This window comes from Roseburia intestinalis L1-82 (genome assembly GCF_900537995.1).
Taxonomy (GTDB): domain Bacteria; phylum Bacillota; class Clostridia; order Lachnospirales; family Lachnospiraceae; genus Roseburia; species Roseburia intestinalis.
On record NZ_LR027880.1, the window covers coordinates 1,634,542 to 1,648,478 of the forward strand.

Annotated in this window: 13 protein-coding genes and 1 riboswitch; of the genes, 11 read left to right on the forward strand and 2 right to left on the reverse strand. The window is 41.8% G+C overall.

Features of this window, described 5'->3' with window-relative positions:
• Positions 1 to 35: 35 nt before the first annotated feature.
• The 4 genes from RIL182_RS07590 (at position 36) to RIL182_RS21200 (ending at position 3,567) form a co-directional block, all read left to right on the forward strand.
• On the forward strand, positions 36 to 2,744 hold the full coding sequence (locus tag RIL182_RS07590; protein WP_134523203.1) for a translation factor GTPase family protein: 2,709 nt from the start codon (positions 36 to 38) through the stop codon (positions 2,742 to 2,744).
• Positions 2,737 to 2,985 (forward strand): hypothetical protein, encoded by a 249-nt coding sequence (locus RIL182_RS07595; RefSeq protein ID WP_006858592.1) that lies wholly within the window; start codon positions 2,737 to 2,739, stop codon positions 2,983 to 2,985. Before RIL182_RS07590 ends, RIL182_RS07595 begins: the two co-directional genes overlap by 8 nt.
• Before the next feature lie 76 nt (positions 2,986 to 3,061).
• Positions 3,062 to 3,388 (forward strand): hypothetical protein, encoded by a 327-nt coding sequence (locus RIL182_RS07600; protein WP_242655624.1) that lies wholly within the window; start codon positions 3,062 to 3,064, stop codon positions 3,386 to 3,388.
• Positions 3,389 to 3,423: 35 nt separating this feature from the next.
• Positions 3,424 to 3,567 (forward strand): hypothetical protein, encoded by a 144-nt coding sequence (locus tag RIL182_RS21200; RefSeq protein WP_006858593.1) that lies wholly within the window; start codon positions 3,424 to 3,426, stop codon positions 3,565 to 3,567.
• A gap of 169 nt (positions 3,568 to 3,736) precedes the next feature.
• Here the strand turns inward: RIL182_RS21200 and RIL182_RS07605 are convergent, their stop codons facing one another.
• On the reverse strand, positions 3,737 to 4,441 hold the full coding sequence (locus RIL182_RS07605; RefSeq protein ID WP_006858624.1) for a helix-turn-helix transcriptional regulator: 705 nt from the start codon (positions 4,439 to 4,441) through the stop codon (positions 3,737 to 3,739).
• 221 nt (positions 4,442 to 4,662) lie between these two features.
• On the opposite strand from RIL182_RS07605, the gene RIL182_RS07610 reads away from it, so the two are divergent.
• The 6 genes from RIL182_RS07610 (at position 4,663) to RIL182_RS07630 (ending at position 10,718) form a co-directional block, all read left to right on the forward strand.
• Positions 4,663 to 5,040, forward strand: a complete 378-nt coding sequence (locus RIL182_RS07610) for a RidA family protein (RefSeq protein ID WP_044999453.1) — start codon at positions 4,663 to 4,665, stop codon at positions 5,038 to 5,040.
• Positions 5,041 to 5,099: 59 nt separating this feature from the next.
• Positions 5,100 to 6,584, forward strand: a complete 1,485-nt coding sequence (nhaC, locus tag RIL182_RS07615; protein WP_006858594.1) for a Na+/H+ antiporter NhaC — start codon at positions 5,100 to 5,102, stop codon at positions 6,582 to 6,584.
• 23 nt (positions 6,585 to 6,607) lie between these two features.
• The gene (locus tag RIL182_RS07620) at positions 6,608 to 7,786 is read left to right on the forward strand and encodes a MalY/PatB family protein (protein ID WP_006858595.1); all 1,179 of its coding nucleotides are present in this window, start codon (positions 6,608 to 6,610) and stop codon (positions 7,784 to 7,786) included.
• Positions 7,787 to 7,921 (forward strand): hypothetical protein, encoded by a 135-nt coding sequence (locus RIL182_RS21955; RefSeq protein WP_006858626.1) that lies wholly within the window; start codon positions 7,787 to 7,789, stop codon positions 7,919 to 7,921. It abuts the gene before it with no gap.
• A gap of 105 nt (positions 7,922 to 8,026) precedes the next feature.
• A complete protein-coding gene (locus tag RIL182_RS07625; RefSeq protein ID WP_134523205.1) occupies positions 8,027 to 9,235 on the forward strand; it encodes a PDDEXK nuclease domain-containing protein in 1,209 nt (402 codons plus the stop codon).
• Between the two features lies 1 nt (position 9,236).
• A complete protein-coding gene (locus tag RIL182_RS07630) occupies positions 9,237 to 10,718 on the forward strand; it encodes an RsmF rRNA methyltransferase first C-terminal domain-containing protein (RefSeq protein ID WP_044999612.1) in 1,482 nt (493 codons plus the stop codon).
• Positions 10,719 to 11,054: 336 nt separating this feature from the next.
• On the opposite strand, the gene RIL182_RS07635 is transcribed toward RIL182_RS07630, so the two are convergent.
• Positions 11,055 to 11,636: a folate family ECF transporter S component gene (locus RIL182_RS07635; protein ID WP_015522327.1), complete on the reverse strand. Its 582-nt coding sequence runs from the start codon at positions 11,634 to 11,636 to the stop codon at positions 11,055 to 11,057.
• 65 nt (positions 11,637 to 11,701) lie between these two features.
• Positions 11,702 to 11,811, reverse strand: a riboswitch (THF riboswitch).
• 242 nt (positions 11,812 to 12,053) lie between these two features.
• On the opposite strand from RIL182_RS07635, the gene RIL182_RS07640 reads away from it, so the two are divergent.
• Entirely contained in the window at positions 12,054 to 13,937 is a 1,884-nt protein-coding gene (locus tag RIL182_RS07640) for an ATP-dependent nuclease (protein WP_134523207.1), read from the forward strand.

A 13,937-nucleotide genomic window follows, 5' to 3' on the forward strand; every position in this document is an offset into this window, starting at 1 on the left:
GAGTGCAGGTGAAAGAAAGCAAGAGGGATTGTTTTATGACACAGACTCATATAAATATTGCAATGTTAGCACATGTTGATGCAGGAAAGACAACATTGTCGGAAGCGTTATTATATAAAAGCGGCAGCATCCGGAAAGCCGGACGTGTGGACAATAAAGATGCGTTTTTAGATACCAATGAAATGGAGAGAAACCGTGGAATCACAATTTTCTCCAAACAGGCTGTTTTTTCGTATGGAGGATGTGAATTTACACTGTTAGATACACCGGGACATGTGGATTTTTCTGCGGAAATGGAGCGTACCTTGCAGGTGCTTGACTATGCTGTGCTGATCATAAGCGGTGCGGACGGTGTGCAGGGACATACGAGGACTCTCTGGCGTCTTCTGGCGCGCTATGATATTCCGACATTTATTTTTGTCAATAAGATGGATCAGCTGGGGACGGATCACGAAAAATTATTAGATCAGATCAAGGATACATTGAGCAGTGCCTGTGTGGATTTCTCAAAAAATGAAGACGGAACTTACCAGGATAAGGATTTTTATGAAAATGTGGCGGTCTGCAATGAAAAAGTGTTAGAAGCGTACTTAGAAGGCGGCAGTATCGAAGATGAATCTGTCCGTGAAATGATACAGAAAAGGGAGTTATTTCCATGTTTCTTCGGTTCTGCACTGAAAATGGAAGGGATCGAGGAGCTGCTTTTTGCACTTTCCGAATATACGAAAATGCCGGAGTATCCGGGAGAGTTTGGTGCCACCGTATTTAAGATCACACGTGATGCGCAGGGCAGCCGTCTTACACATTTAAAAGTTACAGGCGGTGTGCTGAAGGCGAGAAATCTGCTGTCAGGACATAAGCAGAATAAAGCAGAGGATATCTGGGAGGAAAAGGTAAACCAGATCCGTATCTATTCCGGTGAAAAATATGAGACAAAAGATGAGGTGGAAGCGGGAACCATCTGTGCCGTGACCGGATTATCCTACACCTATCCGGGTGAGGGATTGGGAAGCCAGGAGGAGTCCGAACTGCCGATCTTAGAGCCGGTGCTGACCTATGAACTGATTTTGCCTGACGGTGTGCAGCCACAGGCGATGATGCCGAAACTTGCGATGTTAGAGGAAGAAGAGCCGGAACTTCACATTGTGTGGAATGAAGAACTGCAGGAGATCAGGATACAGATTATGGGGGAGGTGCAGATCGAAATCTTAAAAGCACTGATCTCAGATCGCTTTGGTGTGGAGGTGGAATTTGGCACCGGAAAAATTCTCTACCGCGAGACGATTGCAGATACCGTGGAGGGAGTGGGGCATTTTGAACCGCTGCGCCATTATGCGGAGGTTCATCTTTTATTAGAGCCGGGAGAGACCGGAAGCGGACTTACCTTTGCGGCGGATGTCAGTGAGGATATGTTCTCAAGAAACTGGCAGAGACTGGTGCTTACACATCTGGAAGAAAAGGAGCATGTCGGTGTGTTGACAGGATCGCCGGTCACAGATATGAAAGTCACATTGGTCGCCGGACGTGCACATATAAAACATACGGAAGGCGGCGATTTCAGGCAGGCGACTTACCGTGCGTTCCGACAGGGATTAAAGCAGGCACAGTCCGTGCTGTTAGAGCCGTGGTATGATTTCCGGCTGGAGATACCGAATGAATGTATTGGACGTGCCATGAACGACATTGAGGGAATGTCCGGTAAATTTGATGCTCCGGACAGAAACGGGGAGATGGCAGTGTTGACAGGAATTGTTCCGGTTGCATCGATGCGTGACTATGCAAAAGATGTGACGGCATACACCAAGGGACATGGAAGCCTTACCTGTACACTTCACGGTTATCTGCCCTGCCATAATACGGAGGAGGTTGTGGAAATTATCGGTTATGATTCGGAACGTGATCTGGCAAATCCAACCGGCTCCGTATTCTGTGCGCATGGCGCAGGATTTGTGGTCCCGTGGGATCAGGTCATGGATTATATGCATTTGGAAAGCGTATTAAAACCGACAAAACAAGCGGATGAATGGCAGCCCAAACAGATCTATATGCAGCAGCAGAGCAGGGAAGAAGCGTGGATCGGCACAGATGAGATTGACAGAATTTTAAATCAGACATACAATGCTAATAAACGGGAAAAATCTGCTCCGGGGCGCAATGTCTGGAAACGGTCAGGCGGAAGCAGCACGAATATATTACCGGTAACACGGACTTACACACCGCCATTATCGAACAAAGAATATCTGCTCGTGGACGGTTACAATGTGATATTTGCATGGGATGAGTTAAACGAGCTTGCCCGTGACAATGTGGATGGAGCGCGTGGAAGGCTTCTCGATATTTTATGTGATTATCAGGGAATGCGTGGATGTGAACTGATCGTGGTGTTTGATGCATACCGCGTACAGGGACACAAGACTGAAATGTATGATTACCATAATATTCATGTGGTTTACACGCGGGAGGCAGAGACTGCGGATCAGTACATTGAGAAGTTTGCACATGAAAATGGAAGAAAATACCGTGTGACGGTTGCAACATCGGATGGATTAGAGCAGATCATTATCCGGGGAGCCGGATGCGGACTGATCTCTGCAAGAGAATTGGAAAAAGAGATCACACGCAAACGCGGGGAAATGTTAGAAACATATCAGGCAAAACGTGAACCGGAAAAGAAGGTGCACATGGCAGAGCGCATTCCGGATGAGGTGGCAGAAGCAGTCAGAAAGGCGGATTTTCATGAATAAACAGGAAGAAGTAAAATTTACACAGTCCGGCTTTTTAAAAATTGATGGGAAAAAAAGAGTTTCGGTTCGATTTGAACGTGGAAGTGATATTGCAGAGGGCATGCTTCCGCCGGGAAAAATCACAAAGAATCATGGATTTTCCGATAAGGAAGTAGCAGGATTAGAAATCTATCTGGAGATGAACTGTGATGAGATCTACAAAAAAGCGAAGGAAATTGGTAAATTTACCAACTTACTATAAAAGAATATTTCCATTATTATTCGCATGGATGATCCTGCTTACGACCTGTGCTGGCAGTCAGTCGGATGTTTTACGAATGAAATCTACAGAAAAGGCATCCGGTCAGACAATGCTCTCAGGCGAGCGGCTGGCAAAAACGTATGATGCACTGTTAGAGACAGCCAGAGGACGCAGCGAAACATTAGAGAGTGGGAGGGTAAAAGAGTTTGCATCCGTAAACTGGCGCAGAATGGCAGGCGTTACAATAAGGATTCTGCTTGTCATACTCCCAGCGCTGATTTTGCAGTTTTGGAGCATCTGGTACCGCAGGGCTGATGAGATCGTGCCGCGTGGACTGCTCTTAGTGAAGTTTGTGAGGAGGGCGGACGGAAAAAAGAATGGCATTTTAGCTCTCATGAAATAAAAAATAAAAATATTATTTTATGAGAGGTAGAAAAAATGCAGATTCTTATTTGGGTTATGATGATCGTTGGTGGTGCCGCAGGACTTTTGTCCACGGCTTATCTTGTTTTGGCTATGCCGATAATTCTGGTGTGGAAGATTTTCCGCAAGGTGAAATACCATATAGCGATCTGTGACTGATGAAGTGGATTTAAAATAACGGACCAAAATGCCAAAATCCTGTATTTATGCAGGATTTTGGCATTTGTTTTGTGAAACTATTGTGCTGGACAAGAAGAACTTATGCGATTCTTTTGTGAAGAAGCAGATTATAGTATGAACAATCAGAAAAATCCGATTGGGATTCTTTCTAATTGGATGGAGATGAAACTTTGAAATTTCGAATGTGCATATAGACAGTATTTTTTGAAATATTTAACTGGTTGGCAACTTTGATCACAGCATCTTTAAGATTAAATATGCCTTGTTGATACAGACGGAAAATAATTTCTTTATTTTTATTGGAAGAAGAAATGCCGGGATCATTGTATACGGATTCTTTGGTTTCTGTAAGTGAAAAAAGTATCAGGTCATCAATATTGTCTGAAAAAGTTTCAGAGGAAGCCTGTGTTACAGAAGAGGAGTCCTGTGAAGGAAGCATTCCTTGCAGAAATTCGGAGAGTGGCATTTCCATATGAAAATTTATGCAAAGTAAACCGATAATCCGGCCGTGTTCGCCTGTAATAGGAATTGTACAAGAGCGAAGCATTGAATCAGAACTGCTTTTATTGAAATAAGGAGAAACAGTACGTGAAGGATCCTGTTCAAGCTCCCCTAACATTTTTAAAGCGAGATCGGTAATGGGAGAGCCTTCTTTCCTTCCAGTAAAATGTCCGTTGATGATTTTTATGACAGAGTGATCAAGACTTTCTAAGCTGTGAAGTACTAATTCGTATCCGTCACCAAGGTATGCACCAAGTCCGTTTAACATGAGAGCATAAGAGTTAAGAATTTGTCGGTCTGTTACAGTAAGTTTTAAAAAAGGATTATCCATAATAAATACCTCTTTCTTCATAGTTCATATCATTTGTGTTTACTGGTTCATACAATCATGCATGAACTAAAATATATTTTATCATAAAGTAAAGTTTGATACTACCTTAATCATTATAAGTAAAAAAGAAATAATGTGCAAGAAAAAATGAATAAAAGTTTATTGAATGAATAAAATTCTATTGACTAAAATATATTTTATTGCTATAATCAAATTATCAAAAAATAAAGGAGATGGATGAAATGATAAAACAAATTTTTACAAAAAATGCTCCGGAGGCAATTGGATGTTATTCACAGGCTGTACAATACGATAAACTTTTGTTCAGTTCAGGACAAATTCCTGTAAATCCGGAAAATGGGGAAATTGTTTCTGGAGGTATTGTTCCTCAGGCAGAACAGGTTATGGAAAATATTGGGGCTATTTTAAAAGAGGCCGGAACGGACTATCGTTCGGTTTTAAAAACAACATGTTTCTTGAATGACATGAATGATTTTGCTGCTTTTAATGAGGTATATGCAAAATATTTCACAGACAAACCGGCAAGATCTTGTGTAGCAGTAAAAACACTTCCGAAAAATGTATTATGTGAAGTAGAAGTAATTGCGGTGGTGAAATAGAGAAAAACAAATGAAGATTAGCTGGAAAAAATGTATCCAGCCATGAGGAGGATTTATCTATGGGTAATCAAAAAGTGAGAGAAAAGAAAAAACCAACATTTTTTCTGGCAGTACTTCCTATTTTAGCGATGATTTTACTGCTCGGAGTTGGTTATGCAGTTATGGGACTGAGTCCAGAGGTACTGATGCTGGTTTCGGCGGCAGTGGCGGCAGTCATTGCTATCGCGTTGGGATATACATGGGATGATATCATGGATTCTATTGTTGGTAAACTTTCAAAAACAATGCCGGCAATATTTATTTTAATCATTGTTGGTTTTTTGATTGGTTCGTGGATGATTGGTGGAACAATCCCGATGATGGTATATTATGGACTTAAAATTATAAGTCCCCGGTACATAGCGGTTACATCATTTCTTGTTACAGCGGTTGTATCAGTTTGTACAGGCACATCGTGGGGTTCAGCCGGAACGATAGGAGTAGCTTTGATGGGAGTAGCAGCAGGTATGGGGGCTCCACTTCCGATGGTAGCAGGTGCAGTGGTATCAGGAGCATATTTCGGAGATAAAATGTCTCCGTTGTCAGATACAACGAATCTTGCACCGATTGCAGCAGGTTCGAAATTGTATGATCATATAGGGCATATGTTTTATACGACAATTCCGGGATGTATCATTTGTATTATTGTATATACAATAGCCGGTTTTTCAGCAGCAGGTGGAGGTACTGTGGCAACACCGGAAAAAGTAGAAACAATATTGACAACATTAGAGAGCCTGTTTCGGTTTAATCCGCTTGTAATATTACCGCCACTCATTGTTTTATATGGTTCAATTCGAAAGAAACCGACGATCCCAGTCATGTTGATATCAAGCGTTGTTGCGTTTTTTAATGCGACTGTTTTTCAAGGATTTTCCTTACAGCAGTGTTTTACGGCAGCAATCAGTGGATTCAGTCTTGACATGGTAACAAAGACAGGGTTTGATGCAGCAGCATTGATACCAGATATTCCAAGACTTTTAGAGCGTGGTGGTATGCTTTCCATGTTAAACACGGTTTTGATTGCATTCTGTGCGTATGGATTTGCAGGAACGCTGGCAGTAACGGGATCATTAGATATTGTTTTAAACAAGTTGATGAAAACAGTAAAAACGACTGGAGGATTGATTGTTGCAACGATTGTTTCATGTATTACGGCTGTTTTTGTGACGAGTAACGGTCAGTTATCCATTTTAATACCGGGAGAAATGTTTGCAAAAACCTATATCAAAAAGGGATTACAGCCTAAGAATTTATCAAGAACTCTGGAAGATTCTGCAACAGTTGTAGAACCGATTGTTCCGTGGACAGCAGCAGGTGTTTATATGGCAACAACACTTGGAGTGCCTACATTATCCTATCTTCCTTGGGCTGTTATTTGTTACACAGGTGTTATATTTGCGATTATATGGGGATTTACAGGCTTTGGTATTGCAAAGATAAAACCTGGGGATGAGTATTATGATGAGTATCTGGCACTTCAGAAGGAAAATGAAACAGTATAACCAATATGACGAGGAGATTGTATATGGAAACACAGTATGATTTTGATGATATAGTGAATCGTAGAAATACAAATTGTGGCAGATGGGATACCATGGATAAAAAATATGGAACAAGAGATATGATTCATTTGGGTGTTGCTGATATGGATTTTCGGGCACCTGTTGAAATCAGAGATAGTCTGCATAAAATTTTGGATATGGGTGTTTTGGGATATACCGATTTAAGTGATAAATTTTTTCTCAGTATTCAAAGATGGTATAAAAAACAATACAATATGGATATCCCTAGAGAATGGATCGTTTTTTGTCCAAGAATCAATATTGCATCCAGTATATGTGTGGAAACATATACAGAAAAAGGTGACGGTATTATTATGCATACACCTGCATATGGTCCATTGCAGAATTCAATTTTAAAAAATAACAGAAAAATGCTGTCCAGTCCGCTTAAAAAAAATGGGGAACACTATGAAATGGATTTTGCGCAAATGGAGTCAATGGTGGATGAACATACTAAAATGATGATCTTGTGCAATCCGCATAATCCAACAGGACGGGCATGGACGAAAGATGAATTGGTGCAAGTTGCAGACTTCTGTAGAGAACACGATCTGATTTTATTTACGGATGAGATTCATGGTGATCTGATGAAAGCGGGAGTGAGACATCAGACAGCGTTGGATGTTACAGAAGAGATGAATGACAGACTGATTTTAGCAAGTTCGCCGACAAAGACATTTAACATTCCTGGAGTTATTGTTTCCTATATGATAATTCCAAACGAAAAATTAAGAAAAGAGATAGAGGTTACTATTGATCGTATTGGGATGCATAATCCGACAATTTTTGCAGTAACTGCGGTAGAAAAGGCATATACAGAATGTGATGACTGGTATGAGGCTGTCAAAAAATATATAGATGCGAATGAAGTGTTTACAAGAGATTTTTTCGCAAAACATTTTCCAGAATTTCATGTTTATCCGAGAGAAGGAACATATCTGCTCTGGATAGATTATCAGAAAACCGGACTAACCGAGCAGAAATTAGAAGAGTGGTTTTTGAAAAAAGCAAATGTGTCAGTTTATATGGGAAGTGTATTTGGGGAAGATGGAAGAGGATGTATAAGGCTGAATCTGGCATCACCAAGGAAGGTATTGGATGAAGCATATAACCGGATGTTGAAAGTCTGGAAAGAATGGTAAATGAGAATAAAAGGCTGGTGTTCTATAGATGAGAATGCCAGCTTTTTGCGTGCATCTGGGAATGTACTGATTTTACGATTAGATTATGAGAGGGGAGAAAACTGGTGTAAATACGGTGGGGATATGGTACAATAAACGGGTATTGAAAGATTAAGAACAAATATACAACCAGATCTAGTACAGGTCAGGTCTATACAGAAAAATAAGGCAGATATTATCTCCCGGAAAGGAGACTGGCAGATGAATGATGCATTGAAAATTGAAAATAATGATATTATGAACAAATTTCAAAAAACGGAAAATATCTTAAATGATGTTCAAAATATCATAGAAGTTTCACAGAAAGAAGCCTATCGTGCAGTTAATACAATATTGTCACAGAGAAACTGGCTGATCGGGTATCGGATCGCAGAGGAAGAACTGGCGGGTGAAGATCGTGCAGAGTATGGGGTAGAGATTATCAAAAAATTGTCAAAAGAACTTACAGATAAATATGGAAAAGGTTATGACAGAAGTAATCTTTATCATTGTGTACGATTTTATAAAGCTTTTCCAGAGATTGTCGACACACTGTGTCGACAATCTAATATTAGACTTTCATGGTCTCATTATAGAACTTTATTACAGGTGCATGATAAGACAGCGCGTGATTGGTATGAAAAAGAAGCATATGAGCAAACCTGGAGTGTGCGTACTTTACAGCGGAATATAGATACACAATATTATTACAGATTACTGCAGTCGAAAGATAAAGATGCTGTAGAGCATGAGATGCAGGAAAAGACGTTTGAGTATCAGCAGGACAAGTTAGAATTTATAAAAAATCCAGTTGTGGTAGAATTCTTAGGATTGACATTGGACGCTTCTTTTAATGAGACAAAATTAGAATCGAGCATTATCTCAAATTTGCAGAAATTTCTTATGGAAATGGGAAAAGGCTATGCGTTTGTTGCAAGACAACAGCATATTCACACTGAGAAACAGGATTATTTTATAGATTTGGTGTTCTATAATTATATTTTAAAATGTTTTGTATTGATTGATCTGAAAACAACCAGAATTACCCATCAGGATGTAGGGCAGATGGATATGTACATTCGCATGTATGATGAATTAAAAAAGTCACCGGATGACAACCCTACGTTAGGCATTGTTTTGTGTTCGGAAACAGATGAGGATATTGCAAGGTATTCTATATTGCATGGAAATGAACAGCTATTTGCCAGCAAATATAAATTATATCTGCCTACGGAAGAAGAACTGCGTGAAGAAATAGAAGCACAAAAGGCGGTTTTTTATTTACAGCAGAAAGAAACGGAAAAGCAAAACAAGGAGGAAAATCCTCTGCTCCTGCATGGGCAGTCGCATTTTGCTCCGCAAAACAAGGAGGGAAATCCTCTGCTCCTGCATGGGCAGTCGCATTTTGCTCCGCAAAACAAGGAGGATTAAAATGCTTCCACAAGCGTTTTTAAACAGAATGGAATCAATGCTCGGAAATGAATATCCGGCATTTTTAGAAAGTTATGACAAGGATAAATATCAGGCACTGCGGTTAAACAGTATCAAGGGAGATACTGCGCAGATGAAGGAAAAAGTACCTTTTTCCCTGCAGCCGGTAGCCTGGGCGAAAGATGGATTTTACTATGAAAAAGATGACACTCCGGGCAAGCATCCGCTTCATGAGGCGGGCGTGTATTATATCCAGGAGCCGAGTGCCATGGCGCCGGTTTCCTATCTGATGGAAGATTATGATGTGGTGCAAAAAGAAGCGGCAGACTGTCAGGAACGGATCTTAGATTTGTGCGCGGCTCCTGGCGGAAAAAGCACACAGATCGCGGCAAGAATGCATGAAATGTACACATCCGGGAAGTGGAAGGAGCAGGGACTTCTCATCTGCAATGAAATCCATCCGGCACGCGCGAAGATTTTATCGGAGAACGTGGAGCGGATGGGGATTGCAAATGCAATGGTCACGAACGAGTCGCCGCAGCGTTTAGCGGAGGTGTTCGAGGATTATTTTACCCGTATTCTGGTGGATGCGCCGTGTTCCGGGGAAGGCATGTTCCGCAAAAATGAAGCGGCATGTGAAGAGTGGAGCCCTGAAAATGTCAGCCTTTGTGCCGAAAGGCAGGATGGAATTTTAGACTGTGCGGCTTCAATGCTTGCACCGGGCGGCAGGATCGTGTATTCCACCTGTACGTTTGCCCCGGCAGAGAATGAGGGAAGCATGACACGCTTTCTGCTGCGGCACCCGGAGTTTCGTATCGTGGAAGTAAAAAAGGCAGATGGCATGTCGGCAGGAGTACCGGAATGGGCTTATTTCAGGGAAAAAATGGGACAGGTATTGCCTGAGATTGCACAGACGATCCGTCTCTGGCCACAGCATCTGAATGGAGAGGGCCACTATCTGGCTGTCCTTGAAAAAGAGGGAACACTAAGACAGGGTTATTGCCGGAATGGGGAAGAAAAAGGAATCCCTGCAAAAGATCTGAAAGTACCGGGCAAAGGAATCGTGGAATTTCTGGATTTTGCGAAAGATACATTAGATCCACAGACATTAGCCGGACTGGAGAAAAATGGTACATATGTGAAATTTGGAGATCAGCTTTACCTTGCACCGAAAGGTATGCCTTCTGTAAAAGGTCTTAAAGTCCTGCGACCGGGACTGCATCTTGGAACGGTAAAAAAGAACCGCATGGAGCCGTCACATGCGCTTGCACTGGCACTAAAAAAAGAACAGGTGCGCTATACGGCAGATCTGGCTTCGGACGGAGAGGTGATTCGTGGTTATTTAAATGGCGGAACTTTTTCTTATGAGGGAGAAAAGGGATGGTATCTGATCATGGCAGACGGATTTAGCAGCGGCTGGGGAAAACTGGCGGGTGGAATCATGAAAAACCACTATCCGAAAGGACTTCGAAAAATGTGGTAGTGTGAAAATGAGATTTTTGTCGGGGCAGAATGCCATTGTGCAGGGTGGAACGCTGATCGTACTGCTTATGGATCAAAAATCAATGAAATGGCATTATGGCGAGAAATATTAAATGTAATCATTACAATTACATCGGCTTTCTGATATGATTACTGCCAGAGAGAGGCGTTTAAGCAGTTTCAATAAAGAAAAAATAATGCAGAGATGTATATTCATTTACGGATACACATCTCTGCATTTTGTTTACGATTATAGCTATGCCTGCGCAGGATACAATCTATGATTCTGAACTTTGACTTGCAATTCTAAAAAGAATCCACTATCAGATTTTACCCATCAGGCACGTTCCTTCGCACCTGATTTTACTGTGAAAAATCCAAACTGCGCCGCAATCTTTTTCGCATAAGTCAGTGCAAAGAACAGGATAAAGCTGTCAATTGGCAGCATGATCACGTTTTTGATGACACGCGGACCAAGCAGTGCAATAAAGCCTTTTCCGTAAAGCATGGAGATCCAGAGCGTATTCAGACCGCAGTTGATGACTAGCTTTACAAAAAACTCGGCGATCACGATACGCTTGATTGAGACCGGACGGCGGTAGAGCAGGGTGCCGTAAATCAGACCGGAAAGCATGGCATTAAAGGTGAATCCAAAGAAAAATGGACCATCCGGCTTTAAGACATACTTTAAAAGATCGAGCGCACCGCCGAACAGGCATCCGACCGCCGGACCGAATAAAAATTCAACGATGCGGTTTGGCAGCCCGGAAAAGCCGATCTTGATGTAAGGACCGAGCTGGATGCTTGCGACCATACTTAAGACGATGGCGAGTGCAGCTAAGAGTCCGCAGAGCACGACCGTCTTTGTGTGGCACAGTTCCTGAAGTGATTGTTGATACAGTTCCTTTAATTTTTTCATAAAAAAAGCCTCCTTCCTTAGCAGTTTCCTAAAACCACATAGAGGAGACATAAATACCTTTATGCAGCAGCGGGATGCGAATTCTGTACCGCAAACAAAAGCAGCGCTTTTGTTTTTCGTCCGTGTGACAACTCCCTGTTCACATGGCACTTAACGCACAGAGTTCTACTCTGCTAATATGAAATATTAGTTTTGACAAGTTTTGTTATAGCATACTGATAAGGCTTTGTAAAGAAGAACTTATATTTTGTGATGTATTTTTAAATATTTCTGATAAAACAGATTCCTGTAAAGGCTGATGACGGATCAGGATTTCAGTGTTAGAATAAAAGGTATCATGGGCGTAAGCAAACGGCGAATTGGCTCATGTGACGATTTTGCACATGATATGAATGAAAATAATGTGGGAGGAAGCATATGAAGCTGACCGGTATCCATATAAAAAATTTTAAAGCGATCCACGAGATGAAAATCGACAGTATCGAAAATGCATTGATTCTGGTAGGACAGAACAATACAGGAAAGACAACGATCTTAGAGGCGATCCGTGCGGCTTTTGGAGATTATCATATTTCTGCGGAAGATTTTGACGGTGACTGTGCCAACATTGAGATGGATCTGTCATTAGAATTTTCCATTGAAGATTTAAAATGGCTGCATCAGAACGGCATAGTCAGCCAGTATAAAAGATATGAGACGTGGCTTGAGGATTTCTGTAAAAAGCTGCCATCATTTTCCGTGAACGAAGGAGAGTCAGGCGGTGTACTGCAGTTTACCTTTATCGCACACCGGGATGGCTGGGTGCGCTATCAGGATGGGGAGCACAAAAATAATTCCTGTATCCCACAGGTGTTTCCGAAGATCTACTATCTGGATGCGGAGCGTGATCTAAACCAGCTGCAGGGCGACCTTTTAATGCTGCAGGAGGATGAACTGTTAAAACGAATGCGTGCGGACACCTGTATGTTCAATCAGGCAAAAAAATGCGGGCACTGCTTTTCGTGTATCGGTCTGATCGAGAAGAAAGCACCGGCAGAGCTGGATGCATTTGAGACAGCGAAACTTTTGGACTACAAGTTATACCAGTTAAATCTGGACGAGTTTGCGAGAAAAGTAAATCAGAATTATAAAAAGAACGGCGGACAGGATGAGATCTTATACTCGATGAACCGGGATGTGGAGCGGATGTTAAAAGTTACGACCGAGATCCACAATCCGGCGCAGAACCTGACCAGACCGGTGGCAAAGATGGGAAAAGGCATGCGCAGTATTTACATGTTGTCGCTGCTTGAAACATATACGGGAACGGAAAGTCGGATCCCGAGCATTCTTATGATCGAGGATCCGGAGATATTTCTGCATCCGAAATTACAGAAAGTTTCCGGGGAGATTTTATACCGCCTGTCCAGAAAGAACCAGGTGATCTTTTCCACGCACTCGCCAAATCTATTGGCGAACTTTAACAGCAGGCAGATCAGACAGATTGTTTTAGACGGAGAAGGATATTCGAAGATGTGTGAAAAGACGGATGTGAGTGCGATCCTCGAAGATCTCGGTTACACGGCAAGTGATCTGATGAATGTGAACTTTGTATTTATTGTGGAGGGGAAACAGGACAAGAGCCGCCTGCCGCTTCTGATCCGGAAATATTATTCGGAGACTTACGATGAGAGTGGAAAACTCTCAAGAATTGCGATCATCACGACAAACAGCTGTACCAACATCAAGACTTACGCAAACCTGAAATATATGAACCAGATCTACCTGCGGGATCAGTTTCTGATGATACGCGACGGGGATGGAAAAGACCGTATGGAATTAGGGCGGCAGCTCTGTCGTTACTATGAGCAGCGGAATTTGGAGGATGTTGACACTCTGCCAAAGGTCCGGCCGGAAAATGTCCTGATTTTAAAATACTACTCATTTGAAAACTATTTTTTCAACCCCAAAGTGATGACTGAACTTGGTGTGGTCGAATCTGAGGAGACATTTTATGAGACGCTGTTTGAAAAATGGAAGGAGTATTTACACCGCCTTAGCAGCGGGAAACATCTGACGGAGGTGCTTGGATTTGAGATGCAGAGCATTTCTGATATCAAAGCACATATGGAAGAAATAAAAATCTATTTGCGCGGACACAATCTGTATGATATTTTTTATGGAAGATACAAAGATCAGGAAGAGGAACTCTTAAAACGCTATATCGATCTTGCACCGCGGAAAGATTTTTCCGATATTTTAGATGCAATCGATCATTTTATTTATTTTGAGAGCAGAAAACGAGAAAGGGATACAAAGTGA

Coding starts and splice junctions, on each gene's coding strand:
- RIL182_RS07610 (WP_044999453.1), top strand. CDS start 4,663: ATGATAAAACAAATTTTTACAAAAAATGCTCCGGAGGCAATTGGATGT.
- RIL182_RS07625 (WP_134523205.1), top strand. CDS start 8,027: ATGAATGATGCATTGAAAATTGAAAATAATGATATTATGAACAAATTT.
- RIL182_RS07590 (WP_134523203.1), top strand. CDS start 36: ATGACACAGACTCATATAAATATTGCAATGTTAGCACATGTTGATGCA.
- RIL182_RS07630 (WP_044999612.1), top strand. CDS start 9,237: ATGCTTCCACAAGCGTTTTTAAACAGAATGGAATCAATGCTCGGAAAT.
- nhaC (WP_006858594.1), top strand. CDS start 5,100: ATGGGTAATCAAAAAGTGAGAGAAAAGAAAAAACCAACATTTTTTCTG.
- RIL182_RS07635 (WP_015522327.1), bottom strand. CDS start 11,636: ATGAAAAAATTAAAGGAACTGTATCAACAATCACTTCAGGAACTGTGC.
- RIL182_RS07595 (WP_006858592.1), top strand. CDS start 2,737: ATGAATAAACAGGAAGAAGTAAAATTTACACAGTCCGGCTTTTTAAAA.
- RIL182_RS07620 (WP_006858595.1), top strand. CDS start 6,608: ATGGAAACACAGTATGATTTTGATGATATAGTGAATCGTAGAAATACA.
- RIL182_RS07605 (WP_006858624.1), bottom strand. CDS start 4,441: ATGAAGAAAGAGGTATTTATTATGGATAATCCTTTTTTAAAACTTACT.
- RIL182_RS21200 (WP_006858593.1), top strand. CDS start 3,424: ATGCAGATTCTTATTTGGGTTATGATGATCGTTGGTGGTGCCGCAGGA.
- RIL182_RS07640 (WP_134523207.1), top strand. CDS start 12,054: ATGAAGCTGACCGGTATCCATATAAAAAATTTTAAAGCGATCCACGAG.
- RIL182_RS07600 (WP_242655624.1), top strand. CDS start 3,062: ATGAAATCTACAGAAAAGGCATCCGGTCAGACAATGCTCTCAGGCGAG.
- RIL182_RS21955 (WP_006858626.1), top strand. CDS start 7,787: ATGAGAATAAAAGGCTGGTGTTCTATAGATGAGAATGCCAGCTTTTTG.